Raw genomic sequence first — 26278 nt, 5'->3', positions numbered from 1 at the left:
TATAATTACGATTTATTGACAAAAAATAAGCATAATTACGTAATATTTAACTGCTAAAAACTCAGATGATACAGAAAAATAAGATTTTAGGAGAGTTTTGGCATAAGTGCTAATTAAATAGGAATCCTATATGAAGGATTAATTACTCTACTGCAAATTTTTATTACAATGATTGTACAAATTGATAAAAATACGTTACGCACATCTATTTTTATGAAATCCAAATTCTTCCATCAAAAATATCTTTCAATTTACTAGTCAATATAGTTCTGTTAAAATAAAAAATATTGCAATAAAAAATATGGCAATTTTACATGGTAGCTGGTTACTAAAAAATCAAAAAAGTTGTTTATTTATTTGGGGAGAAACTTGGCGAAATTCCCAGATAAATTTAGAATTTATAACTTTATCAGAATTGCCATCGAATCCCTTGGCTATGATAGCAGATGAGTTGCAGGCATTCTTGGCAGCAAATGATTTTAAATTGCCTAATAATATTAATCAAAATTCCTCAGACACTAATAGCAGAACGAAAGTTAAAGAAAGTAAAAATACACCAGCAACAAACCTCCTGAATACAACCGAAAGAATTGCTCTATTAACAAATTTCATCGACCAAAATAGCATAATTTCGCCAGTACATTCTGCTAGCTTAGGCGTTGACAAAAAGACTCCACAATATTTACAACCTTGGAAAGTAGAAGGTTTCTATTTACAACCCAGTACAGCAATAAAATTTCTAACTTCTCTCCCATTAAGTTCCAGCGATGGAAAAAACGGATTGTTAGGGGGAGATATACGTTTCTGGGTACAAATAGCTCGTTGGAGTTTAGATTTAATCTCACGCTGTAAGTTTTTACCAACTGTTCAAAAAAAAGCAGATGGTTCTTTAGTTGCCCAATGGCAGGTACTGTTAGACAGTGCTTTAGATACCACTCGATTAGAAAAATTTGCAGCTAAAATGCCATTAATTTGTCGTACCTATCAAGAAGATAGCGATGAAAGCCAAAAATATTTAGCAGTTGATTTACCATTAGCACCACAAGAATTAATTTTAAAATTCCTCAATAGCGTCATAGATGCCCAAATACGGGATATGCTTGCTTCTCAATCTCCCATAGAAAATAGGTTAATGATGTCTTTACCACCAGCAGTACAGCAGTGGTTACAGGCTTTAACTGGTGCATCTAATAAAATTAATGATGATGCAATGGGATTGGAAAGACTAGAAGCTGCACTAAAAGCTTGGACTCTACCATTACAATATCAATTAACAGGAAAAGCTTCATTTCGCACCTGTTTTCAACTTCATCCTCCAGAGTCAGAAAAAACAGATTGGATACTAGCTTATTTTCTCCAAGCAGCAGATGATTCTAAATTTTTAGTAGATGCAGCAACTATTTGGAAGTATCCTGTAGAAAAATTAGTTTATCAGCATCGGACAATTGAACAGCCCCAGGAAACATTTTTACGGGGTTTGGGTTTAGCGTCTCGATTGTATCCAGTTATTACACCCAGTTTAGAAACTGAATCTCCGCAATTTTGCCAACTTACTCCCATGCAAGCTTATGAGTTTATCAAAACTATAGCATGGAGGTTAGAAGATAGCGGTTTAGGAGTAATTTTACCACCAAGTTTAGCCAATCGAGAAGGATGGGCAAACCGCTTAGGATTGAAAATTAGTGCCGAACCACCAAAGAAAAAACAGGGACGTTTGGGTTTACAAAGTTTGTTAAATTTCCAGTGGCAATTAGCAATTGGTGGACAGACAATTTCTAAATCTGAGTTTGATAAATTGGTAGCTTTAAATAGCCCTTTGGTGGAAATTAATGGTGAGTGGGTAGAACTGCGTCCCCAAGATATTAAAACCGCCCAAAACTTTTTTGCATCTCGCAAAGAACAGATGTCTTTATCATTAGAAGATGCTTTAAGGATTAGTACAGGAGATACTCAAGTAATTGAGAAATTACCTGTGGTGAGTTTTGAAGCATCTGGTGCATTGCAGGAATTAGTTGGGACTTTAACTAATAATCAAGATATTCAACCTTTACCAACTCCTAGCAATTTTCGCGGACAATTACGACCTTATCAAGAACGAGGTGCTGCTTGGTTAGCGTTTCTAGAAAGATGGGGTTTGGGTGCGTGTCTCGCAGATGATATGGGACTGGGTAAAACCGTGCAGTTTATCGCTTTCCTACTTCATCTCCAAGAACAGGATGCACTAGAAAACCCCACTTTGTTAGTTTGTCCCACTTCTGTTTTAGGTAATTGGGAAAGAGAAATTAAGAAATTTGCTCCCACCCTCAAAGTTTTAGAATATCACGGTGATAAACGACCCAAAGGTAAGGCATTTACCGAAACCGCAAATAAACACAATTTAGTAATTACTAGTTATTCACTGGTGCAAAGAGATATTAAATTATTACAAACCGTTAATTGGCAGATTGTTGTTTTAGATGAAGCCCAGAATGTCAAAAATGCAGATGCAAAGCAATCTCAAGCTGTACGAAAATTAGAAACTACATTTAGAATTGCTTTAACAGGGACACCAGTAGAAAATAGATTGCAGGAATTATGGTCTATTTTAGATTTTCTCAACCCTGGTTATTTGGGTAATAAACAGTTTTTCCAGCGACGGTTTGCTATGCCCATCGAAAAATATGGTGATACTGCTTCTTTAACACAATTAAGGTCATTAGTTCAACCTTTTATTTTACGCCGTTTAAAAACTGATAAATCAATTATTCAAGACTTGCCAGAAAAGCAAGAAATGACTGTATTTTGTGGTCTAACTGCTGAACAAGGGCAATTATATCAACAGTTGGTAGATGAATCTTTAGTGGAAATTGAATCAGCAGATGGTTTACAGCGCAGAGGAATGATTTTAGCTTTATTAATTAAGCTGAAACAAATTTGCAATCATCCTGCACAGTATTTGAAAGAGTCAAGTTTAGCAAAACATCATTCAGCTAAATTACAACGTCTAGAGGAAATGTTAGAGGAAGTTTTAGCAGAAGAAAACCGGGCTTTAATTTTCACCCAATTTGCTGAGTGGGGTAAATTGCTTAAACCCTATTTAGAAAAACAGCTAGGTAGAGAAATTTTCTTTTTATATGGTAGTACCACGAAAAAGCAACGTGAAGAAATGATTGACCGATTCCAAAATGACCCCCAAGGACCACCGATTATGATTCTTTCTTTAAAAGCTGGTGGTGTGGGTTTGAATTTAACTAGGGCTAATCATGTATTTCACTTTGATAGATGGTGGAATCCTGCTGTAGAAAATCAAGCTACAGATAGAGTATTTAGAATTGGACAAACGAAGAATGTACAAGTACATAAATTTGTCTGTACTGGAACTTTAGAAGAAAAAATTCATGAAATGATTGAAAGTAAAAAACAACTAGCAGAACAAGTTGTTGGTGCTGGTGAAGAATGGTTAACTGAATTAGATACAGACCAACTGCGTGATTTATTATTACTTGACCGTAATGCCATAATTGATGAGGATGAAGTTTAAAAACAATACTCATAAACATCGCATAAATCCTACTTAAAATTAAATCCAGCCAAGATGCAATTGATATCCGGGTTCATTGACACATATTTGAGATTAAATAAAATAGAAGAAGAAAAATTCAAAACAGAAATAGGCACATTAATTAAAGGAGAAAAGGAGGAAGTTATGCAAATTGTCACCAGTTGGATGGAAGAAGGAATTGAAAGAGGAATTGAAAGAGAAAAGAATTTAATTCTTCGTCAAATTAATAGGAATTTTGGACAAATTGATCTAGAGTTGGAAACCGAAATTAGAAATTTAAATATAGAAATTATGGAAGCTTTGGGAGAGGCAATTTTTGATTTAAATACTGACTGTAGAAGATTTGCAAAATTGGTTAGAGAATGTTTGATATAGGAAGATGACATATAAAGAAGTTTAGCCAGGTCTGGCAATAACTCCTATAAGCATTTTTTGATAAGCTAAAATCATTTTATTGTCAGTATTTTGTTTGTATACTTTATCCCAATTTTTGCATTGATTATGACTAACGCAACCTTACAAGCAAGTAGAGAATGGTGGTCACAAAGATGGCTAGATTTACTAGATTCTTATCGGTTTAAAAAGCGTCTGGAAAGGGCTAGAAATTATTCTAGACAAGGGAATGTTTTGAGTATTGAGTTTAAAGGTGCGAAAGTTTTAGCGCGGGTACAAGGTAGTGAAGTAGAACCTTATAAAGTTTCTCTTTTTCTTGACTCTTTTAGTGATGAAGAATGGGGTTATGTAATTGAAACAATGTCCCATAAGTCAATTTTTGCGGCTAAGTTACTAGCGGGAGAAATGCCGCAAAATATAGAAGAAGTGTTTACATCTAACGGACTTTCATTATTTCCTTTTACCTTGGTTGATGTTCACGGTAAATGTTCTTGTCCTGATAAGGCAGTGCCTTGTAAACATATTGGTGCGGTATATTATCAATTAGGCGATCGCTTTAGTGAAGACCCATTTGTTTTATTTCAATTACGGGGACGTACCAAAGAACAAATTATTAGCGATTTACGAAATTTACGCAGCACTAAGAATGTAAATTCGGTGTTGGAAACGTTTATACAAGAAGAAAATGATACTCATCAATCGTCAATTTCTCAACAGGAAGATTCCATAGAAATAGATAATTTTTGGCAATATAATGAGCCTTTAGAATCTTCTTTAGTCGTAATTGTTCCTTCGGTTAATGAGACAGTATTAGATGTTTTGGGTACAATTCCTCTGGCTAAAGATGAAGAAAATTTAGGAAATTCATCTGTGGGTGATATCACTATGAATTATTTACAAACTGTTTATAAAGATATTAGTCAAAAGGCTGTTTTGGTAGCAATGAATGTGGATGGATAAATTTATACTAGTTTTTATGTTTTTAGATATAGCAGTGATTAATCTAAATCGCTACTACGCGATTAGTCTTGGCAAAGATTATCTATCTTAGTCAAACTACAGCGCATAATTGCAAAAATAAGAGGTTAAAAGTTCATAATTCAGAATGGGGAATTTTTTGGTAAAGTTATTAACAAGTTTATTCCTTGCCAGCTTGTGATCAAGGTGCTTTAATAGCTCAAAAGATTTAGACTTACAGGTAAGAAAAGCTAATATCACACCTTATTTACACTCAATTCTCGTAAACACTACATAGGAGCATATATGGAGCCAATTATTGCTATAGTTTTAGCACTCATAGGTTATGCTTTAGGATCTGCAAAACAGATTAATCAAGGTAATGAAGCCTTAGTTGAACGGTTGGGACGGTATCATCGGAAACTTAAACCAGGTCTTAATTTTATTGTTCCTTTTATTGACCAAATTGTCATGGAGGATACAACACGGGAACAGGTTTTAGATATTAAACCGCAAAATGTGATCACTAAAGATAACATTTATTTAGAAGTTGATGCTGTCGTTTACTGGCGGATCACAGAGATAGAAAAAAGCTTTTATGCGATTGACAATCTGGAACAGGCGCTATCTAACTTAGCCACAACTACACTACGGGAAATTATGGCTCAGAACACCTTAGAAGATACCAATATGTCCAGAGCAAATATTGACAGTTCTCTGTTGGGTCAGTTAAATCCCATTACTAAGGAGTGGGGTGTTGATGTGATGCGGTTGGATATTCAGAGAATCACACCCCCTGAAAGTGTGCGTAAATCAATGGAAGAAGAACGTGCTGCGGAAATTAAAAAACGGGCGCTGATTTCGGAAGCGGAAGGTGAAAGACAAGCTGCAATTAAAAAAGCAGAAGGAACTAAAACTTCTATGCAAATTATCGGTGAAGCTATACGTTCCCATCCTGAAAGTAGAGAAATTCTTCGGTATCTTGTTGCTCAAGATTATGTACAGGCTAGTCAAAAACTAGGTGCAAGTAATAATGCTAAAATTGTCTTTGTAGACCCGGCTAATTCTACGGAGATGTTTCAGGAGTTGATTGCGGAATCTGTTTCTAAAGAAGAACCTAATCACACTGCTGGTAATGGTAATGGATCTACTTAAGTTTTTGATGAAGGAAGTACAAAAAAAGCGGCATTTTGCTAATGGAGTATCAAAAAATAGAACTATACTCAAGAGTTAACACTGCTTTCCATCTCCCTATCTACACAGATAACTTTTATGGCTTACTCTTGGTGTTAGCTATCAGCAAACTCTAGTTATCTGCGTTTTTGGAGATTATGTTTTTTGTCAGAAATGTTGAATGTCGTTACAAAACTTTACATATTTAAGTATAGTAGTACTATCAAGGGTGAAAATGTCAACATTTCATAATATGTTCCATCCAATGAACATAACTGATTTGTTGACACATACAAGCTTGAAGATAGCGGAATTTATCTAACATCTTTTCACCCCATTCTTTCGGAACAGAGACAAGTTGTAAAATCAGATAAGCGATGAGACTAGCATAGATTTGAATGGCAATACCATTAACATTTTTGGTAATTAATCTATCCAGTTTTAAGTGCATCTTTAAAAATTTCCATAACAGTTCAACTCCCCACCGTAAACGATAAATATCTCTGATTTCATCATCTGTAACTGCTGCCTCTCCATCGGCAGGTAAATTCGTGACTAACCGAAATTCAGTTTTCGTTTCTAAATCACAAAAATTAATTACCCTGTAAGCGGGAGCATCGGTCGATGAACCGATTTTGACTAATCCAGTTTCTGATTCAAATTCTAGTTTCCAATTATTCTTAATTCGCACTACAAAATATTTGTCTTTTTGCACTAACTCTTGCATAAAATTTAGCCCCGCAAATCCTCTATCCATTACCCCAACTGCATCTGGTGGTAAATTAGACATCATTGATGAACCGAATTTATAATCATGGTCATGACCAAAATTTATCAAATTATCTTCTGGACTGCCTGTTGACAGATTAAGGGAACTAAACAGTTTTACTTGATGATGACCTAGCACCCATAGCAACTTACTTGTCAATGTAATAATTGTTGAATCAATTGGACATATTGCATATTTATCATGTAACTTTTTGTGGACTTTATTCTGGACTAATTGATTTAATTGATGATAAATTTTCTGGAATACTTCTTGACTTCGATGAGTGTTGGCTTTGGAAAATGTGGAAATATCTACATCAAATCCTGTATTATTTAATCGTTTAAATAAATCCCGCATACTCGTTAAGCTATTATCCAGAGCATAAGCCAACCAACACTCAACAAAAAGACGGCTGTTCAAAACAGGATAATCATTTTTGGGTAGCCCTCCCAGGATATTTTTGACAATCTTGGGAAATGAGTTTATGATCATGGTTAATCAAAATATTTTAATCCTTCGCCCAAAATTTAACATATTTTGGGCTATTTTTATCAGGCTTTTATTAACATTCAACACTTCTGGTTTTTTGTCTATAGATAGCATCAGCAACTAGTAAGACCTCTCGCATTTCTGGAACATCGTGAACTCTGACGATATCAGTACCGTTAAAAACGGCTGCACAACAAGCCGCGGCTGTTCCCCAAACTCTGGCTTTTGGATCTGGTTGGTTTAAGATTTTGCCTATAAAACTTTTACGGGAAGCTCCCACCAGTATTGGACATTCCAGCCTTTTTAAGGTTCGCAAGCGGCGAAAAATTTCTAAATTTTGCTCATAATTTTTAGCAAAGCCAATACCAGGATCTATAATGATTTTGTTCTGTTTAATACCCGCAGCAATAGCAGCAGAAATTTGCTGTGATAAAAAACTATAAATTTCCCCCATTAAATCCTGATAATCAGTTTGTTGTTGCATTGTTTGGGGAGTTCCTTTGATGTGCATTAACATAATTGGCACATCTAAGCTGGCTACAGTTGGTAACATTTCTGGGTCGTAGGTGCCTCCAGAAATATCATTGACTATATCTACTCCCGCTTCTACCGCAGCTTTTGCTACATCTGCTCTAGTTGTATCTATAGAAATAGGGATGGCAATTTCTGGTCGAATTATTTGTAAAACTGACAGCACTCGGTCAAGTTCTTCTGTGAGGGTGATGAGTTTGGCTCCTGGTCTGGTTGATTGACCACCTATATCAATGATATCAGCACCAGCAGCTACCATTGCTTGCGCCTGGGCTAAGGCGGCTGATGTTGTGTTAAATTGACCACCGTCACTAAAGCTGTCAGGAGTGATATTTAAAATTCCCATTAAATAAGTTCGCTGTCCCCAGATGAAACGGTGTTCTCGAATAATTAATTGGTTGGACATAATTTAATGAAGGGAATAGGGAAAATCAATAATTAGGTTCGAGAAGGTTTTTTGAAGGGCATATTAAGACTTGGTGGAACTGCTTTTACCTCTCCCCGGAATGAATTCCGGGGCAATAACAAAAGTCCGTGAAAACGGACTAAATTTAGTGAATAAAAGGTTGTAAATGTGATGCTATTGATAATTAACAATCCTGGCAAAACTATCAGCTTCTAGACTAGCACCTCCTACGAGAGCGCCATCTATTTCTGGTTGTGCCATTATCTCATCAATATTATTTGGTTTGACTGAACCACCGTATTGAATTGAGACGTTAGGATTGGTCAATTGAGAGCGAATTAGGCGAATTACCCGATTTGCTTCTGTGGCTTCACAGGTATCACCAGTACCTATTGCCCAAATTGGTTCATAAGCAATAACCAAATTTTTTTGATTAATGTCCACTAAGTCTTTTTCTAGCTGGGAGATAATCAGTTTTTCGGTTTCTCCTGCGTCTCGTTGTTGTTTGGTTTCACCAACACAGAGAATGGGTATTAGTCCATGCTTTTGGGCTGCTTTGAGGCGGAGGTTAACGGTTGCGTCTGTTTCGCCAAAGTATTGCCGTCTTTCGCTATGACCAACTATGACATAGCGCACGCCAATTTCTGTGAGCATGGGAGCAGCAATTTCTCCTGTGTAGGCTCCATTTTCTTCCCAGTGGACGTTTTGTGCGCCCAGTTGGATAAGGCTACCATGCAAATATTTGGACATGACGCTTAAGTCAGTGAAGGGAGGACACAGTACAACTTCTCGTTCTGAGGGTGTTTCCTCCATGTGGGGCAGAAATCCGCGTAAGAATGTTTCGGATTCTGACCGGGTTTTGAACATTTTCCAGTTACCGGCAATAACGATTTTTCGCACAGGTGATTTTGTCAAGATGCTAACGCTACGAGATGCATTTTTTACTGTACTACTTTTTCGCGCATTCCTTGAGGTACTGGCTGGGGAAAGTGCTTTGGTTTCTGGTTCCAGGTACAAAGATGCAAGGAAGAGGGTGCAAGATTTGAGTTGTGTGGCGATCGCCACGTTTATAAGCAATTAAATGTAATTAAACATAACTTTGTGCAAAAAAATTAATTGGGCTTAAATCTTCTTCCCTATTACTTGCACAATTCTCTCTAGCCAATTTACAAGCGGCTTGGTTCGGTTCTAGACACACCATTGTCAGACCTAATTGAGCAAAAAATACAGTTGCATTCCTGGTCTACATCCTAATTCAAGAATGATACTTTTTGGAGTAAGTTGAGCTACTTCAATAGCGCGGTTAATAATTGCTTGGGGATAGCGTGGTCCGACTTTATTAGGACTTACGCAAGTGTCACACCAAACATCTATTTTATGGTGCGTCAGACTTCATAAATCCTGCAAATAAACAGATATTTGATATCTGACTCACCCTACTAATATGCCAGTTGCGTAAGTCCTGTTTATTATAAGCATCTGCTATGGGGGAATACCAGTTTTTTTTTAGTTCTAAGGTTTGGGGATATAAATTTTTTAGTTGTTCTAATTCTTTCATAATTTTTATGATCTGATGAGAATTATTTGAAAAATCAATTATGCTGTGTTAAATTGTAGTGCGATTATTATAAGAGTAATTACATAAAATCAAAATAAATAAATTTATTCCCAAATGTTGATACCTGCAAGTTCTATCAGTGAAGCTGAACTAAAGTCGGCTATTGTTCGTAATCCGTTAACAGTGACAAAAGATACAACTGTTATGGAAGCGATCGCCCAAATGAGTGGTCTAAGAGCAGTTTGTTCGGTTTCTCAAGCCACTGATAGCCAAATGGATAGCTTACTCGTGGAGGCACGCTCTAGCTGTGTACTGGTAGTAGAAGATAATCAACCAGTGGGGATTTTCACAGAACGGGATGTGGTACGACTGAGCGCCCAAAAACGAAATTTAGACAACCTAGCTATCCGTGATGTGATGGCTCATCCTGTAGTTACCTTGCGTGAATCGGAATTTACTGACCTCTTTTTTGCTGTTAATGTACTCCAACACAACCGCATTCGCCATTTACCTGTGGTTGATGAGCAAAATCAACTGGTGGGATTGCTGACTCACGAAAGTTTGCGGCAAAAATCACGTCCAGTAGACCTGTTGCGGTTGCGGCTTGTCAATGAAGTGATGACGAAAAAGGTGATTTGTGCTGCTCCTAATGTTTCCATATTAGCGATCGCTCGGTTAATGGCAGAAAATCGAGTTAGTTCCGTGATGATTGTGCAAACACAGGAATCTGGACAAATTCCCATGGGAATTGTCACTGAGCGTGATATTGTCCAGTTTCAGGCTCTAAACCTGAATTTTGAAACCTGTTCAGCACAGGCTGTGATGAGTACACCTGTCTTCTGTGTCAATGCTAATGAATCTTTGTGGACTGTGCAGCAGATGATGGAGCAGCGATTGATTCAGCGTTTAGCAGTGATAGGAATAGAAGGGGAACTGCTAGGCATTGTTACACAAAGCAGCATTTTACAAGTCCTTAATCCCTTAGAATTATATAAATTAACCGAAGTATTAGAAAAAAAAGTATTGCAATTAGAAGCCGAGAAAATAGAACTACTAGAAAATCGCAATGTTGAACTAAAACAGGAAGTAGATGATCAAACCATCATACTCAGGAGAAAAATAGAGCGCGAGCAATTAATTACTAAAGTTGCTTCTCAAATTCGCTCATCTCTAGATTTACAAGATATTCTCAATACCACAGTTGCAGAGATCAGAACGCTGTTGAAGTGCGATCGCGTCATTATCTACCAATTATATCCCCATTTAACTGGGATCGTGATCGCCGAATCCATAGTGAATCGTGAGCTTTCTGTCCTTAATCGCCAGTTTCAAGATCCCTGTATGACTACAGAACACCTTGAACCTTACCGTCAAGGACAGATTCAGGTAATCAATGATATCTACTCTGAATCTATTACTCAATGCTATCAAGATATACTCACAGGGTTTGATATTCGCGCCAAACTCATGGTTCCCATCATCGTGGCAGATCAACTGTGGGGGTTGATATTAACAAGTTACCATGATACTCCTCACAATTGGCAACTTGATGAAATCGAATTAGTGCGGCAACTGTCAATTCAACTTTCAGTTGCTATTCAACAAGCAAACTCTTACCAACAGCTACAAATTGAACTCATACAACGACAAAAAGCAGAATCAGAACTCCAACTAGCTTTAAATAGGTTACACCAACTCAATCAAGACTTGGAAAATCAAGTTCAAGAACGCACTCAAGCATTGCAAGCTAGTGAAACTAAATACCGCAATTTAGTAGAATTCGTTACTCATGTAACTTGGATATGTAACACAGAAGGAAAAGTAATCTACCTTTCACCACAATTTAAAGAGCGATTTGGCTGGGAAGTAGAAGAATGGTATGGAAAATCGTTTCTACAGTTAATTCATCCCGATGACCGCTCATACATCGGCAGCATTTTTGAAGAATTGGTCAAATGTAACAATCAGTTAGTAAATGTAGAATTGCGTCATCTTCATCAAGATGGTAGTTATATTTGGATGGCATCCCATGCTTCAGTTCTTAAAAAGACTGATGGTGTAGTTATAGGATGTCAAGGCATACTTATTGATATTACAGAACGCAAACAAGCAGAAAAAATAATTCAGCAACAAACAGAAAGAGAACATTTACTACACGAGACCACCCAACGCATTCGTCAATCCCTGGATTTAGCAACTATTTTTAATACTGCTACTCAAGAAATTAGACAATTAATTAATGCCGATCGGGTAGGAATTTTCAGATTTGATCCTGAGAGCAATTTTAACGATGGTGAAATTGTCTCAGAATCTGTAGTTACTGGTTTTATATCTGCCCTAACGACTAAAATTCATGACCATTGTTTTGGTGAAAAATATGCTTCCCACTATCAAAAAGGTAGAATTCAAGTAGTAGATGATATTGACAATGCCGGACTCACAGACTGTCATCGTGATGTTTTGGTACAATTTCAGGTGCGGGCTAATTTGGTGGTTCCATTACTAGAGGGAGAAAATTTATGGGGTTTATTGTGTATTCATCAATGTTCCCAAACCCGTCATTGGCAAGAGTTTGAGATTGAACTTGTCAAACAAATAGCCTACCAATTAGCGATCGCTATTCAACAAGCGGATCTGTTTGAGCAATTACAAAAGTCTCTAGTGCAAGAAAAAGAAGTCAGCAAGATGCGATCGCGCTTTATTTCCATGGCCTCCCATGAGTTTCGCACACCATTAGCGATTATTTCCTCATCTACAGGCATTTTACAAAATTTTGGCGATCGTCTCAATGCTGAAAAAAAACAGGGACATCTAGAGACTATCCAAAAAACCATCAAGCATATTGTCCAACTTCTTGATGATGTCCTCATGATCAATCGCACTGAATCAGAGAAGATGGAATTTAAACCAGAAGAATTAGATATCATTTCCTTCTGTCTTCGTCTCAAAGAGCAAATAGAAACTACTACTACTAAACATACAATAAAGTTTTCTCTCAATACCAGCGAGCCAATATTAGATAATACTTATGTTATTCAGTTCGACCCAAAAATTATCCGTCAAATTCTCACAAATCTCCTTAGCAATGCCATTAAATATTCTCCCGAAAATAGTTTAATTAACCTTAGTTTAAATATCAAAAATGACAAATTTATCTTAAAAATAAAAGATGCAGGTATCGGCATTCCTGAAGCAGATCAAATCAATTTATTTGCATCTTTTTATCGAGCCTCTAATGTTGGCAGTATTTCTGGTACAGGTTTGGGTTTAGCAATAGTCAAAAAATGTGTTGATCTGCACAAAGGAGATATTGAATTAGATAGCAAAGTAGGAAAGGGAACAACAATCACAGTTAGTATTCCTTATTCCAAGTCAGGAGAATAAGGGTGTCCGCCGAGATACGTGCAAGTGCGATTCGTTGTAAAGTTACAGCTACCAAATTAAAATAGCGTGATGCTGACAATCAAACTGTCCTGGTAGCACTGGCAATATCGCCAACTTCACCACTACCCAAATAAACATCATGAAGGATATCAAAACTGATAACCCCTCAGCTTTGCCATGCTGGTTTGACGCTAAAAATACCTATATGCTCATCTACCGTGGATCACCTATAAGGACAAAAGGCGACCAGTACCAAGGATGGCTTTTAGTCCTACTTAGCTTGGCTTGTCGTAAAGCCTCAGCTTTACTCAAACCCCGCTTAATATTTGCGTAAAAATCAACCATTATTTTCTGAGTACTTTTATCCTCAACACTCCAAAGACTGGCGATCACAGCTTTAGCACCAGCGCGTTCAAACAAGTATGCTAGTCCAGAAATTTCTTGTCCTTGTGAATCAGCTTTGAATCCAGTTTGACAAGCACTTAAGGTAATTAAGTCAACATTTTCTAGCCCTAGTAATGCAGCATCTTTTATTTCGAGTGTTTGATCAGCAAAGACGAGGGTATTTTTTTCCAAACCTAATCTAGGACAACCTCTTGGCTGAAAACAGCCGTGTGTTGCTAGGTGTAGTAGTGAAAAACGAGGAGCTTGAGTTTTAAAACTTTCAAGGGTAGCTTTGTCGCGGATAAGGGCTTCACTTTCTGGAAAAATATTAATAATACTCTTGACTTCTGTTTCTGCTCCTGAGAGTGCTAGGGTAGATTTAGGTTTGGGATTACCAACCGCCAAAACCCGTTTTGGTAATTGAGGGTTTGTTTTTTTGGCTACTTGAAGAGAATTTGGAGAGATTCGAGTCAAGTAACTAACAGAATATTTTTGAATCAAGTATTGGTCAGTTTTACTGTCATAAAGTGCTTCAAAAGGTATGTAGCGGAGTTGATCAGTGGCTATAAAGCTAAGTTGTTTGGGATTAGTTGCGTGAATTTGGATTTCTACTGGACGAATTATTAAATCATAGAGTTTTGCGAGGTTATCAAGGTAATCATCATCAAAACGGTTATTAAGATTTTTTAAGGTTTCAGTCAGTAGATTATCGTACTCAGCAGGTTTTATAGGTACAGTAGTTACTGTCAGCTTATCTTTAGTTAAGACAAATAATGCGATTGTGTTTGAAACATTTTTCACATTAGCCAGCAGAACAGGATGAATGACAGTTGTACCTGTGGGGATACTTGCTCTTAATTTGGCAATGTCAGTCGGAGTATTTTCAAACAGTTCCGCTACTTCAGGGAAGTCATGAGATATTTCTTCTCCTATCTGGTAAACTTTGGCTTCTTGCTCTCGCATTTGGTGAGATAGTTTTTCAGAAAATTTTTCTTGCAATTGCTGACGCAGAGATTTCAACTGCTGATTTTGTTGATTCCACTCATCAATCGCTTTTTGCGCGTCGGGATTTTTAACTTTGGCATTTATTAGGCGGATATAGTCAATTAAATCAGCAGTTGTAATAAGGTTTGCCCACTCATAGGCGGAATCTATTTGGTTTTGACGAATCAAAATGTCGATGAGGGCGATGGAAGTTCCTCGTTGTGCTTTCAAAAAATCAGGACGATTTATTCTCGTCAATCCTCCACGAGTTGCCAGAGTAATTTTGACTGATTCCTCAAATTTTTTAGTAGCTTTAACAATTTGCCCTAGATCCCTATAGATACCACCGATATTACTCAAAGTTGTAGCTTCTTCAAAACGCTCACCTATTTCTTGGTGAAGAGTCAGGGCTTTGTTAAAAAACTCCAAGGCTTTTTGGGGCTGCCCAGTGTTTCTGTGGATGCCACCGATATTATTCAAGGTAATGGCTTCTCCATAACGGTCACTTATCTTTCGGCGAATAGGCAGGGCTTGATTGTAATACTTCAAGGCTTCTTGAGGCTGTCCTATGTCACTGTAGACCAAACCAATATTATTCAAGGTTGTGGCTTCCCCAGAACGGTCGCTTATCTTTCGGCGAATAGGCAGGGCTTGATTGTAATACTTCAAGGCTTCTTGAGGCTGTTTTATGTCACTGTAGACACTACCGATATTATTCAGGGTTGTGGCTTCTCCATAACGGTCACTTATCTTTCGGCGAATAGGCAGGGCTTGATTGTAATACTTCAAAGCTTCTTGAGGTTGCCCTATGTAGCTGTAGATACTACCGATATTATTCAAGGCAATGGCTTCCCCAGAACGGTCACTTATCTCTCGGCAAATAGGCAGGGCTTGATTGTAATACTTCAAAGCTTCTTGAGGCTGCCCTATGTAGCTGTAGTTAAAACCGATTCCAAGCAGAGCAATTGCCTGTAGTTTTCTATCTTGTAACTGTTGTGCAATCCCTAGAAGTTGCTGAAAAGTTTCTATTGCTTGTTCCGGTTGCTGTTGTTGGGTTTGCTGCCGTGCTTGCTTCAAAAGTCTTAGTACTTCTTCTATCTGAGGATTCTGAGTTTGTATCCATCCTGGTTGATTAGCTGATTGCACAGCTAATGGAGCCAAGGTAATTCCCAAGGCAAAAAAAATACTGAGAGCGCGTTGCATATAAATTTACAGTTGATACAACTTAAAACTTCAGATGCTGTAGATATACATTGAAGGCATATCTGCACAGTTTAGATTTAGCAAGTTACTTATTTTATCTGTCGATAGGTGTGACTTTAATGTTTATTTCTCCTGAAGGATTGAACTCAATTTCATCTACTACGTATAAACTATTTTCGGATACCGAATGAATACCACGGAGTTGTCTGGGAGTTACTACATTTAATAAATCTACATTTATTTGTTCTTGTTGTAATAGCACCTGATTGAGTGGAATTTTTGACCACGTGCTTTGTCTGGAAACTGCATTATCCTCTCCTCGGATGATAGGGGGCTTACCATCGCTTTGTATCACTGGGCTACTTCTGTCAGCAACTATTCGTTGAATTTCACTAATTTGAATTGAGCGAGGACTACCTTGATTATGAGGTTTAATCTCAACAGTTTGTTTTTTAGAGTTAATTCCTATCAAAGTACCCAGTATAGAACGTCCGTTCTTGAGTACTATGCTCATAAGATTATGTAATCCCAAGGAAATTTTTTGCTGCGGGTTATATTTTTGTTTCTCTGTTTGAACTATCTCACTAGTTTTACTTACAGCTAGTAATTTTTCTCTTTTACCAATTGCTAGAACTGTCAAAATTAAAGTTAATATTACAAAAAAAACTTTCATATTTAAAATAGTAAGATGTTGACTACATATAAAGTAAAGCTAGTTAATCTTATGTCATCAAATACTAATAATTCTGTTAATGTCAATATTCTTAGCAGCTTTGCTAGTTTACTAGCAGTTTTAAGTATTTTTGTTTACTTTTCTGGCTGGATATATCGGTGGGCTTATTATGGCTTTTTTGAGCTAGAAATTACTTCTATTCAACTACCATTTGAGTCGTTTTTTATAGTACCTGTTCAAATATTTTTAGGAGACACATTAAAATTATTACAAACATCTTTATTAATTATTTGCTTATATGTTGTAATTAATTTTACCTTATGGTTAATTAAAGAAACGAATTCTAATGACCATAAAAATACTCATACACTAATATTATTACCAGCCAAGGTATATTTAATTAATAATGAAAGCAAACATAAATCTACATTACCTCAAACATCCAATATTAAGTCTCAAAAAATTTCCTATAAATGGAAACATTTTTCGCAACAACTGCATGAGTTTTATCTATTGAGAAAATTACGTTCTTTCACCAAGACATTGTCACAGCCTTTGTCTAAAGACATTGTGATTGTAAGCTGGGTATTAACTGCTTTGTTTTGCTTCTCTTATTACCAAGGTCATGCTGATGCTGTTCGGGATGCGGTTAATCAAACTTCTACCAGACCCATTGTTACTCTAGTCACAAAGAAAGAAAATTTGGCAATAGGGCGTAACCTAGTAGATCCGCAAGTTACTAAAGAACTAGACAAGTTGCTTAGTAAGCCTTCTTCACCAAATGATTTCCGTATTGTTGGGGATGTTAACCAATTTTATCTAATTTGGCGGTCACCAACAAATGATATGATAACTAACCCAGAAGAGCCTACAGTCTGGCGTTTGTTGATTCAAACCGATAAATGGGTTTATCTGTTCCCTGCATTATCATCCAAACGAAAATCTTATAACCGTCCTCCTTTATTAATAATAAACACAGACCAAAGCCAAATACAGTTATTAATCCTTAGCCGTCCTGCGGATATGGTTAATAAATAGAATAATTATTATTAATTGATTAATCTTCAACCAAAAGATAGAGTTAATAGCTTTCATTAGTGTATAAGGTATTGAGCCGAGATAACGGCAAAATGGGACACTTTATAAACAAATGTTGCAAAAACTGATTTAGTGATTTACTAACTTGTCCAAAAATGGTATGGAGACATTCAAGTATCTGGACAATAAAATCAACTCTTCACGCTATTCAGTCTCCCCAATTTGCCCATAAATGCCCTTTTTAGGGAATGTTTTCTTTTGAATAGTCAAGTTCAGATTGAGGCTGAAACAATGGTAAATTAAGGATTTTAGCAACCAAGTTAACTAAACTTTACACCGTGTCCCATTCTGCACATATCTCGGTCGATACCCAATAAAGGCTTTTTTAGTCAACGTTGATGATTTTGATCAAATCTCACTGCTCTCTATTCTTGATTTCATAAGCATTCTGACTCCTGACTTATGAATTATTCCTTGATAGAAATTTTTTTAATTCTTCTATTGATAAAGGAGGACTAAAAAAATAACCCTGCACGATCTCACAATTATTGTTTATCAGCCAATCTAACTCCTTTTTTGTTTCTACTCCTTCAGCAATAATATTGAGCTTGAGATTATCTGCTGTCTGAATAATACTCTTTACCAGCGCCTGTTTATTTTTAAAATGATCAATATTGCTAATAAAATAACGCTCTATTTTCAGATTATGAAAAGAAAATTCTTGCAGATATTTAAATGATGAATAACCAGTACCAAAGTCATCAATTGATATTTTAATACCCTGATTACTCAAAGCAGTTAATTTTTGCTTGACTGATTCAATGTCTTGAATAAATATTGTTTCCGTCAATTCTAATTCTAATAATTCAGGTGCAATACCAGTTTCAGTAATAATTTCCATAATTTTTTCACTGAAATTTGCTGTTTTCAACTGACAAGCAGATATATTTACAGCTATATTCAAATTATTTACAACAGATTGCAAAGTTTGAATTTGAGTACAAGCTGTTTTGAGTATCCATTCTCCCAAAGGAATAATAAAGCCAGATTCCTCAGCAATAGGAATAAATTCTGCTGGAGGAATCATTCCATATTCTGGATGTTTCCAACGGATTAATGCCTCAACACAAATAACTTTACCTGTTATGGCATTAACTTGAGGTTGATAATAAAGCTGAAATTCATTTCTGTCTAGAGCATAATGCAAATCAGTTTCTAAAATAACTTTTCTGAAAAAAATATCCAATATTTCTTGACTATAAAAATGATATAATCTCGTGTCTTCTGGTTGATAATGTTCTAAAGCAAATTCTGCATAAGTGAGTAATTGACTGAGTTGTAATCCATCATTAGGATAACAAGCGATGCCAATTCTTGCTTGCATAAATACTTCTTGATTATTGATAAATAAAGGTTGTGCTAAATTATCTAAAATTTCTTGAGCAATATCACCTACCATTTTAATATTTTGAATTGGTTTCAGAGATATTGCCAGTTGGTCTGTTTTCAAATGAGCAATTAAATTGATGGAATTATTTAGCAAATCCTCATAATTTAATCTTTTGACTAATGCTTTGATAAATAAATGTTTTAAATTAGTTCCAAAAAATAATTTATTACGGGGAAGTATATCTATATCAATGAGTAATAAGGGCAGTATTTGACACTGACTATAAACTTGAAAACGGATTTTATTGAAATGCTCTTCCAAAAAAAGTTGGTTAGGTAAATCTGTTAAGCTGTCATGACGAGCCAAATATATAGACTCATTTTCCAGGCGCTGGATTTGATTTATATAATGTTGAGTAACAGTTTGACGTTTCTTGAGTTGTGTCTTAATTGCTTGTAGGAGTTCAGGGGCTTCAAAAGGCTTAGTTAAGTAATCATCAGCACCAAGTTCCATTGCTTGACGTAGATCACAACGCTCTACTTTAGCCGTCAAAAAAATAAAAGGAATAGTTGCAGTGATTGGATTTTGTCTCAATGTCTGAATCAGGCTGTAACCATCCAAACGAGGCATCATCACATCACAAATTATCAAATCCGGTTGATACTGTTCAATCATTTGTAAGCCTTGCCACCCATTTTCTGCGGTTATGGTAGAGAATCCGTCAATATCGAGAATTTGCTGAATAATCTCTCGCATGATGGAATCATCTTCAATTATCAAAATCTTATTCATTTGGTAATGTTTGATTACAGGTGATAATTTAGATTGTTAACCAATTTTAAAGCCTGAGTGATATAGAAATTCTAAATCCTATGCGACAAAAAAGGAAATGCAAAAATTCAGGAGTCAGAATATTTGAGAAATTGGTTAATTATAAAATAGGTATTTTTGGCGTTAGCCTGAAAAAGCTGGTAGCCGGAGGTATTGAATAGAATACATATTTGTGCAAATTTTCCCTAACTGACGGCTAATATCGTGTTCGTTTGCTTACGATCAATAAAGAGGTTCATCAAAAATCCGGAAATTGACATGACATCGACATTACCCCAACCTGAACACAGTGATTCACCCAACTGGGAAGAAGAACTAGATAGCGCCATTTTTACGTTTGAAGATATTCAAGCGGAACTCAACTATACACAAGCAAAAACAGCACTACGTAATTTAGTCAACAATCTTGACCTCAGCACCCAGGAAAAATCAGGGTTGGAAGCTGAAATAGCCGACTTGGAAACCATGCTTGTAAAACTAGAAAGTATGGTGGTGCAGATTGCGGCATTTGGGATGGTAGGACGTGGTAAGTCTTCTCTACTTAATGCTTTAGTGGGTCAAGCTGTATTTGAAACTGGCCCCTTGCATGGTGTTACCCGTGCAGAACAAAAGGTGAATTGGCGTATCAGTGAAGAGGCAATGGGTACTTTAAGAGTGAGTTTACCTGCTACTGGTCAGTCCCAAGTGGAATTAATTGATACTCCGGGATTAGATGAAGTTGACGGTGAAACCCGCGCTGCGTTAGCCCAACAGGTGGCAAAACAAGCCGATTTAATTCTGTTTGTGATTTCTGGGGATATGACCAAAATTGAACAGGTGGCGCTTTCCCAGTTACGAGAAGTAGGTAAACCGATTATTTTGGTGTTTAACAAAGTTGACCAGTATCCAGAAGCTGACCGGATTGCAATTTACGAGAAAATTCGAGATGACAGGGTACGAGAGTTGCTTTCACCTGAAGAAATTGTCATGTCTGCGGCTTCACCTTTGGTAAAAACGGCTGTACTTCGTGCTGATGGTAGCAGGAGTATACAATTGCGTCAAGGTCATGCTCAAGTGGATGAACTAAAACTGAAAATTTTAGAAATTCTACACCGGGAAGGTAAGGCTTTGGTGGCGCTAAACTCCATGCTTTACGCTGATACAGTGAATGAGCAAGTTGTCCAGCGTAAACTGATGATTCGGGAACAAAATGCGAAGGAGTTGATTTGGAAAGCTGTGATGACCAAAGCTGTGGCGATCGCACTCAATCCTGTAACTGTAGTTGATATACTTAGCAGTGTGGTTATTGATATTGCCTTAATTTTAGGTTTATCTAAACTCTACGGCATCCCCATGACAGAAAGTGGTGCAGTCAAATTACTGCAAAAAATTGCCATGAGCATGGGTGGTATCGGAGCCAGTGAATTACTGGCAAATTTGGGATTAAGTGGGTTAAAAACCTTATTAGGTATCTCTGCTTCAGCCACAGCCGGAATCGCCCTTGGACCCTATATATCCGTAGCCATTACACAAGCAGGAGTCGCTGGTGTTTCTTCTTATGGTATTGGTCAAGTTACCAAGGCTTATTTAGCTAATGGGGCGACCTGGGGACCAGAAGGACCAAAAGCAGTCGTTAGTCAAATTTTGTCAACTTTGGATGAGACTTCCATTTTGAACCGCATCAAAGATGAGTTGTTGACAAAAGTGAAAGTGAGAAAAAGAGGTAATTCCTAATTCGTAATTATTTATTTTGGGCTTGCTGAATAAATATGAAAAGATTACAGGTAAAGGGTCTTAGCCTGTTGGAAGTAAAAAAAGTGCAAGCTTTTAGGAGGTGGAAACTTAAAAACCATGCATTTAATTCCTACTCAAAGAAAAAATCGTTCCCATCCAACTCTTGAAACTGTCACCTGTCACCTGTCACCTGTCACCTGTCATCACGAGAAGACTTTTTCAGCAAACCCTATTTTTACCCCATGCCCTATGAAATTTATCGGTATTGATTTAGGCTGGAAATCACAACCCAGTGGACTATGTTGTTTAGAATTAGTAGATGGAAAACTGCAACTACTGGATTTAGGTCGCCAAGAAGCCATTGCAGATATCTTGACTTGGATTGATAAAATTGTACAACCAGAAGCACCAGCGATGATTGCTGTAGATGCACCAACTTTGATCCCCAACTTTACAGGCAGTCGCTTACCAGATAAACTCAGTCATAAATACTTTGGTAAATATCATGCGGGATGCTACCCAGCCAACCAAAACTTAGCCTTTGCGGAACGTACTATTAATTTTGGACTGGAATTAGAATCCCGTGGTTTTGTTCATGCACCTACCATTGAACCCCAAACACCAGGAAGATATCAAATCGAAGTTTTCCCCCACCCGGCTATCGTCAACTTATTTGGATTAGAACGCATCCTCAAATATAAAAAAGGCAGAATAAGCGATCGCCGTTTAGAATTAATCAAACTCCAAAATTATATTCTGGAAATTCTTCCTTCTCTTTCACCTCCTCTGGGTCTTATTGATTCCTTCCCTTTAGAAATTCCCACCACAGGTACAGCACTTAAAGAAACAGAAGATAAATTAGATAGCTTAATTTGCGCTTATGTAGCTGCCTATTGGTGGTTTTGGGGGATACAAAGCAATCTAGTTTTAGGCGATTTAACCACAGGTTATATTGTCATACCGCTACTAAAAACCTAGACAAAGCTACCCAACAACTTTTTCCGAATACAGCCTCTGTAGATTTTACTGATGGGGAAATTGTTCCATAAAATTGCGATCGATCAAATCTTTCCAACACCACCATAACTGATGGGGAGGTAAAGTCAAATTGCCTCTATTAGCTAATGCACGTCCATCTCCTGTACCAATTAAACTTAAATAAGTTGTTTGTGGTTTATATGGTTTTAGAGATGCACCCGAAATCATTCTTCGTAAATTTTCATACAGCGGCTTACCTTGACGCACCGCAAATACACCAGCTTTTGGTAATTCATAATTAATCATTTTAGCAATATCACCTGCGGCAAAAATATGAGGATGCGTCACAGATTGCAAATAATCATTTACTAAAATAAAACCTTGGTCATCAGTACCAATTCCCGCAGCTTTCAACCAGCTTGCAGCAGAAGCTTGTGTCACCCAAAACGCATAATCACAAGTTACCATTAAGCCAGATTCACATTTAATTGCCAGCCGTTTATTTATTAGCTCTACAACCTCACACACCCTTTCACCTAAATGCAATTTAACATCTTTATTAATTAAAATATCTCGCATAATTCGCCGCACCAATTGGTGATGACTTGGCATTAATTCCTGACTACTTTGAAATAAATGAACTTCTGATTTTCTCAAACCAGCAACCATTGATAATGCCAATTCTACACCACCAGCACCACCGCCAACAATGGCAATATTTAGAGATTTTTGAGGATTTTTAACCGCATTTTCCTGTAATTTATACCAATGCTCCAAAAATTGCGCCACAGGTTTTGCAGCAATTGTATATTCTGCTGCACCTGGTACAGACAATTTTGACGGTGTGCTGCCAATATCAATAGACAATATATCAAAATCTACCGCAGGTTGGTTAGCACAAAGCACTTTTTTATTGTTTAAATCCAGTCCAATTACATGATCAAGACATAACTGAGCATGAGCAAAATTGCTTAAACTTTGCAAATCTATATGGCATTGAGAATAACTATAAAATCCTGCAATATGTCCGGGTAACATTCCTGAATATGGCGTATATATATCTGGTGTAATTAAAGCCAATCTGACCCCAGATAAAGGTTTATTACCCAAAAGTCTCAATACAAGGGCATGACTATGACCACCACCAATCAGCACTAGTTTTTTCGGCATTACATATTTGGGTTGTTTTTTGAATACTAAATTGAAGTAATTAATTCAAACACGAAACTTAAAAAGTAAAAAAAATGACCATTCCCTAGTTATAAATTACTAAAACTATACACAGAAAATGTTAAGAAAGATTATTTTTATTAATAATACCCCAATGATAAAAATCATCCGTTGGATTCTGGAAATTCAGGAGAAAATTAAACATAATCTAGATAATAATTCGTATCAATTTTACTTAATGAAGGTTATCAAAAGACTGGAAAATCATCCAATAGAAACCAGTCTATCAGCAATTAAGGATTTGGAGCATCTTCTGGAAGTTAATCCACAATACCACTGGATAATTATGGATATGCTGACTAAGTTTGTGCGAAATACAACCGCCAATCTATCCTCACAAGAAATAACAGCTAATTCCTCAGCAAACACACGAGCAGTAATTCAAGCAGCCATGACCATAATTGTGAGCAGAGATCCAAACAAAGATCCAGAAAATGAGCAGATTGACTTAAGTTATACAGACTTAAGGGGAATAAACTTACAAAATGCCAACCTAGAACAAAGTAACCTTTATCAAGCGAATTTATCACAGGCAAATCTTTCTGGCGCAAACCTAGAGGGTGCAATACTCAGTGCGGCAAATCTCTCTGGTGCAAATCTCAATTTTGTCAATCTTTCTGGTGCAATACTCAGTGCGGCAAATCTCTCTGGTGCTAATCTTTCTGGTGCTAATTTACATCGAGCTAATCTATATTTAGCTAGTTTACAGGATGCTATTTTGAATGATGCCATCCTTGAGGGAGCGAATTTAAGGGAAGCTAAGTTGAACTTTTAAAAAATAAGGCTGTAGGGTAAGAAAAACAGTTGCTTTGATTTGTAGCCAGTCGTTTACTGGCAGTATGACAACTTTTAAGAAACAAAATATACCAAGAATACTAAAGGTAAGGGGAAAAGGGAAAATTTTTCCCCTTTTTTGTGAGAAAATTTTAGATATCTAAATTTGAAGCTAAATGCTATACTATTTTTTTTAATCATCTCAGTAATAACTCATTATTGTGAAGCATCTTTCTGGTATGTCTGCTAAAAAGACAGATGCAACATTACATTGGTTGATCACCATCATCGTTATTGTTGCTCTGTCCTTAATACTGATTGTCTTCGCATCTACTAATATTGAGAAGTTATCACTTCAGCAGCGAATAACTAACAAAAACCAAGCATTAACTACCACTGCCATAGTTTTTCTGGGTTTAGCTGTTACACTTAATGCTTATTACGCAGCCAAGCGGAATCAAGTCATGCAAAAAAATGCTATTACGGCGGAGAAAACTCTGGCAATTGGCATTGAAAATACTAAACTCACCCAAGACAGACTAATTGCAGAACGATTTATTGGCTCTATTGCTCAGTTAGGACATGAGAAAGTAGAAACGCGCATAGGTGCTATTTATGCCTTAGAAAGAATTGCCCAGGATTTTCCTCAAGAACACTGGACAATTATGGAAATTCTTACTGCTTTTGTTCGTGAAAATGCACCCGTACAAATGGAGCGAAAGCTACAAAAACCAGAAGATATGATGGCGATTGATTTCGGTAAAAATCGTGACAGAGTGCGTCGTCAACAGCCAGCAGATTATTCTCTATCATGGGAATCTTTTAAACTTCGTACTGATATTCAAGCTGCTTTAACTGTCATCGGTAGACGCAATTTTCAACAAGACCGAGCAAATCAAAAACTGGATTTACGCAATATTGACATTAGACGAGTAGACTTAGCAGGAGCTAAACTACAACGAGTTGATTTGCGCGGATCTGATTTGTGCGGTGCAGACTTGCGGGAAGTTGATTTAAGTGAAGCAGACTTGGATGGTGTAAAACTTATTGGTTCGATTCTTTATGAAGCCAACTTATTTAAAGCGAGTTTACGGGGAGTTAATTTGAATCGGGCAAATCTGAATCTTGCTAATTTATATGGAGTAAACCTACGTTCAGCTAATTTGTGTGGTGCTAGTTTGCGTTCAGCTAATTTACAAGCTGCAAACTTGTATAAAGCCAATTTGCAACAAGCAAATCTCAAAGCTGCTAATTTATCAGGTGCTAAGTTATTTTTAGCTAACTTACAAGGAGCGAAATTGGGTAAAACTAATTTAAGTTCAGCCGGATTGACTGCGGCAAATTTGCAAGGCGCAAATCTCAATGGGGCGAATCTGCAAGGTGCAAATTTGAATGCTGCAAAATTACAGCAAACTGATATCTATTTTGCTAATCTCAGTGAGGCTAGTTTGACGGAAGCAGATTTACATAATGCTAATTTGATGGGAGCAAATCTTTCTCTAGCAACGCTTGATGAAGCTGATCTTTCCTGGGCAAATTTGATGGGGGCTAACTTATCAGGCGCTCATCTTTGTGATGTTAAACTGACTGGAGCGATTTTAACTGGGGCGAAAAACCTGGAATCTGAGCAGATAGTTATGGCGTTAGGCGATCGCACAACTCGTCTCCCTGATTATATCGAAGCGCCAGCCAGTTGGCTACAATCTGTTTAAATATCTAATTAAATCTCTAAAACAGCCCTTCTTGCTACCTTGGGTGCATTCTACATTTTTATTTAATTTTTCTGATTTTGAATACATTAATCCTCCTATTTAAAATTTTCCTGATTTTATTTCTTATTATTAAATCCTCACATTAAACTTCCCATTAAGTTATTAAA

Annotated in this window: 18 protein-coding genes; 10 read left to right on the top strand and 8 right to left on the bottom strand. The window is 36.8% G+C overall.

Annotation, left to right across the window (positions count from 1 at the left end; translation table 11 throughout):
• Window positions 1–301: 301 nt before the first annotated feature.
• The 4 genes from ACLLO5_RS16275 (at window position 302) to ACLLO5_RS16260 (ending at window position 6046) form a co-directional block, all read left to right on the top strand.
• Complete coding sequence (locus ACLLO5_RS16275) at window positions 302–3520, top strand: DEAD/DEAH box helicase (protein WP_413171545.1); 3219 nt, start codon at window positions 302–304, stop codon at window positions 3518–3520.
• Between the two features lie 87 nt (window positions 3521–3607).
• Window positions 3608–3916: a DUF4351 domain-containing protein gene (locus ACLLO5_RS16270; protein ID WP_413171544.1), complete on the top strand. Its 309-nt coding sequence runs from the start codon at window positions 3608–3610 to the stop codon at window positions 3914–3916.
• 126 nt (window positions 3917–4042) lie between these two features.
• On the top strand, window positions 4043–4894 hold the full coding sequence (locus tag ACLLO5_RS16265; RefSeq protein ID WP_413171543.1) for an SWIM zinc finger family protein: 852 nt from the start codon (window positions 4043–4045) through the stop codon (window positions 4892–4894).
• Between the two features lie 303 nt (window positions 4895–5197).
• A complete protein-coding gene (locus tag ACLLO5_RS16260) occupies window positions 5198–6046 on the top strand; it encodes an SPFH domain-containing protein (protein ID WP_413171542.1) in 849 nt (282 codons plus the stop codon).
• 256 nt (window positions 6047–6302) lie between these two features.
• Here ACLLO5_RS16260 and ACLLO5_RS16255 read toward each other — a convergent pair whose 3' ends face one another.
• The 4 genes from ACLLO5_RS16255 to ACLLO5_RS16240 all read right to left on the bottom strand — a co-directional run bounded on the left by ACLLO5_RS16255 (window position 6303) and on the right by ACLLO5_RS16240 (window position 9817).
• Window positions 6303–7325 carry an IS4 family transposase gene (locus tag ACLLO5_RS16255; protein ID WP_413171541.1) on the bottom strand — a complete coding sequence of 341 codons (1023 nt, stop codon included), beginning with the start codon at window positions 7323–7325 and terminating at the stop codon, window positions 6303–6305.
• Between the two features lie 70 nt (window positions 7326–7395).
• Entirely contained in the window at window positions 7396–8259 is an 864-nt protein-coding gene (folP, locus tag ACLLO5_RS16250; RefSeq protein WP_413171540.1) for a dihydropteroate synthase, read from the bottom strand.
• 174 nt (window positions 8260–8433) lie between these two features.
• The gene (gene tpiA / locus ACLLO5_RS16245; RefSeq protein ID WP_413176110.1) at window positions 8434–9159 is read right to left on the bottom strand and encodes a triose-phosphate isomerase; all 726 of its coding nucleotides are present in this window, start codon (window positions 9157–9159) and stop codon (window positions 8434–8436) included.
• A gap of 475 nt (window positions 9160–9634) precedes the next feature.
• Window positions 9635–9817, bottom strand: coding sequence for a hypothetical protein (locus ACLLO5_RS16240; RefSeq protein ID WP_413171539.1), 183 nt, complete (start codon window positions 9815–9817; stop codon window positions 9635–9637).
• A 114-nt stretch (window positions 9818–9931) separates the two neighbouring features.
• On the opposite strand from ACLLO5_RS16240, the gene ACLLO5_RS16235 reads away from it, so the two are divergent.
• The gene (locus ACLLO5_RS16235; RefSeq protein WP_413171538.1) at window positions 9932–13201 is read left to right on the top strand and encodes a GAF domain-containing protein; all 3270 of its coding nucleotides are present in this window, start codon (window positions 9932–9934) and stop codon (window positions 13199–13201) included.
• Between the two features lie 213 nt (window positions 13202–13414).
• On the opposite strand, the gene ACLLO5_RS16230 is transcribed toward ACLLO5_RS16235, so the two are convergent.
• Both ACLLO5_RS16230 and ACLLO5_RS16225 read right to left on the bottom strand, forming a co-directional pair.
• Window positions 13415–15772, bottom strand: a complete 2358-nt coding sequence (locus tag ACLLO5_RS16230) for a CHAT domain-containing protein (RefSeq protein WP_413171537.1) — start codon at window positions 15770–15772, stop codon at window positions 13415–13417.
• A gap of 94 nt (window positions 15773–15866) precedes the next feature.
• Window positions 15867–16445, bottom strand: coding sequence for a hypothetical protein (locus tag ACLLO5_RS16225; RefSeq protein ID WP_413171536.1), 579 nt, complete (start codon window positions 16443–16445; stop codon window positions 15867–15869).
• Between the two features lie 51 nt (window positions 16446–16496).
• On the opposite strand from ACLLO5_RS16225, the gene ACLLO5_RS16220 reads away from it, so the two are divergent.
• A complete protein-coding gene (locus tag ACLLO5_RS16220; RefSeq protein WP_413171535.1) occupies window positions 16497–17483 on the top strand; it encodes a hypothetical protein in 987 nt (328 codons plus the stop codon).
• A 460-nt stretch (window positions 17484–17943) separates the two neighbouring features.
• Here the strand turns inward: ACLLO5_RS16220 and ACLLO5_RS16215 are convergent, their stop codons facing one another.
• Window positions 17944–19665, bottom strand: a complete 1722-nt coding sequence (locus tag ACLLO5_RS16215; RefSeq protein WP_413171534.1) for an EAL domain-containing protein — start codon at window positions 19663–19665, stop codon at window positions 17944–17946.
• A 297-nt stretch (window positions 19666–19962) separates the two neighbouring features.
• Between ACLLO5_RS16215 and ACLLO5_RS16210 the strand changes: the two genes are divergently transcribed.
• Entirely contained in the window at window positions 19963–21417 is a 1455-nt protein-coding gene (locus ACLLO5_RS16210) for a GTP-binding protein (RefSeq protein ID WP_413171533.1), read from the top strand.
• Between the two features lie 249 nt (window positions 21418–21666).
• Window positions 21667–22395 carry a DUF429 domain-containing protein gene (locus ACLLO5_RS16205; protein WP_413176109.1) on the top strand — a complete coding sequence of 243 codons (729 nt, stop codon included), beginning with the start codon at window positions 21667–21669 and terminating at the stop codon, window positions 22393–22395.
• Window positions 22396–22440: 45 nt separating this feature from the next.
• Here the strand turns inward: ACLLO5_RS16205 and ACLLO5_RS16200 are convergent, their stop codons facing one another.
• Complete coding sequence (locus ACLLO5_RS16200) at window positions 22441–23565, bottom strand: FAD-dependent oxidoreductase (protein ID WP_413171532.1); 1125 nt, start codon at window positions 23563–23565, stop codon at window positions 22441–22443.
• Window positions 23566–23803: 238 nt separating this feature from the next.
• Between ACLLO5_RS16200 and ACLLO5_RS16195 the strand changes: the two genes are divergently transcribed.
• The gene (locus ACLLO5_RS16195; RefSeq protein WP_413171531.1) at window positions 23804–24400 is read left to right on the top strand and encodes a pentapeptide repeat-containing protein; all 597 of its coding nucleotides are present in this window, start codon (window positions 23804–23806) and stop codon (window positions 24398–24400) included.
• A gap of 238 nt (window positions 24401–24638) precedes the next feature.
• On the top strand, window positions 24639–26111 hold the full coding sequence (locus ACLLO5_RS16190; protein ID WP_413171530.1) for a pentapeptide repeat-containing protein: 1473 nt from the start codon (window positions 24639–24641) through the stop codon (window positions 26109–26111).
• Window positions 26112–26278: the final 167 nt, after the last annotated feature.

Source organism: Anabaena azotica SJ-1 (assembly GCF_047275885.1).
Classification (GTDB): Bacteria; Cyanobacteriota; Cyanobacteriia; order Cyanobacteriales; family Nostocaceae; genus Trichormus_B; species Trichormus_B azotica_A.
The sequence above is the reverse complement of the archived record's forward strand: the minus strand, read 5'-3'. Positions and strand labels throughout refer to the sequence as shown.

Excerpts from the sequence above, each read along its gene's own strand:
- ACLLO5_RS16205 (WP_413176109.1), top strand. The coding sequence starts at position 21,667 with ATGAAATTTATCGGTATTGATTTAGGCTGGAAATCACAACCCAGTGGA.
- ACLLO5_RS16230 (WP_413171537.1), bottom strand. The coding sequence starts at position 15,772 with ATGCAACGCGCTCTCAGTATTTTTTTTGCCTTGGGAATTACCTTGGCT.
- ACLLO5_RS16210 (WP_413171533.1), top strand. The coding sequence starts at position 19,963 with ATGACATCGACATTACCCCAACCTGAACACAGTGATTCACCCAACTGG.
- ACLLO5_RS16200 (WP_413171532.1), bottom strand. The coding sequence starts at position 23,565 with ATGCCGAAAAAACTAGTGCTGATTGGTGGTGGTCATAGTCATGCCCTT.
- ACLLO5_RS16225 (WP_413171536.1), bottom strand. The coding sequence starts at position 16,445 with ATGAAAGTTTTTTTTGTAATATTAACTTTAATTTTGACAGTTCTAGCA.
- ACLLO5_RS16255 (WP_413171541.1), bottom strand. The coding sequence starts at position 7,325 with ATGATCATAAACTCATTTCCCAAGATTGTCAAAAATATCCTGGGAGGG.
- ACLLO5_RS16260 (WP_413171542.1), top strand. The coding sequence starts at position 5,198 with ATGGAGCCAATTATTGCTATAGTTTTAGCACTCATAGGTTATGCTTTA.
- ACLLO5_RS16220 (WP_413171535.1), top strand. The coding sequence starts at position 16,497 with ATGTCATCAAATACTAATAATTCTGTTAATGTCAATATTCTTAGCAGC.
- ACLLO5_RS16240 (WP_413171539.1), bottom strand. The coding sequence starts at position 9,817 with ATGAAAGAATTAGAACAACTAAAAAATTTATATCCCCAAACCTTAGAA.
- ACLLO5_RS16275 (WP_413171545.1), top strand. The coding sequence starts at position 302 with ATGGCAATTTTACATGGTAGCTGGTTACTAAAAAATCAAAAAAGTTGT.
- ACLLO5_RS16195 (WP_413171531.1), top strand. The coding sequence starts at position 23,804 with ATGAAGGTTATCAAAAGACTGGAAAATCATCCAATAGAAACCAGTCTA.
- folP (WP_413171540.1), bottom strand. The coding sequence starts at position 8,259 with ATGTCCAACCAATTAATTATTCGAGAACACCGTTTCATCTGGGGACAG.
- ACLLO5_RS16215 (WP_413171534.1), bottom strand. The coding sequence starts at position 19,665 with ATGAATAAGATTTTGATAATTGAAGATGATTCCATCATGCGAGAGATT.
- ACLLO5_RS16235 (WP_413171538.1), top strand. The coding sequence starts at position 9,932 with ATGTTGATACCTGCAAGTTCTATCAGTGAAGCTGAACTAAAGTCGGCT.
- ACLLO5_RS16190 (WP_413171530.1), top strand. The coding sequence starts at position 24,639 with ATGTCTGCTAAAAAGACAGATGCAACATTACATTGGTTGATCACCATC.
- ACLLO5_RS16265 (WP_413171543.1), top strand. The coding sequence starts at position 4,043 with ATGACTAACGCAACCTTACAAGCAAGTAGAGAATGGTGGTCACAAAGA.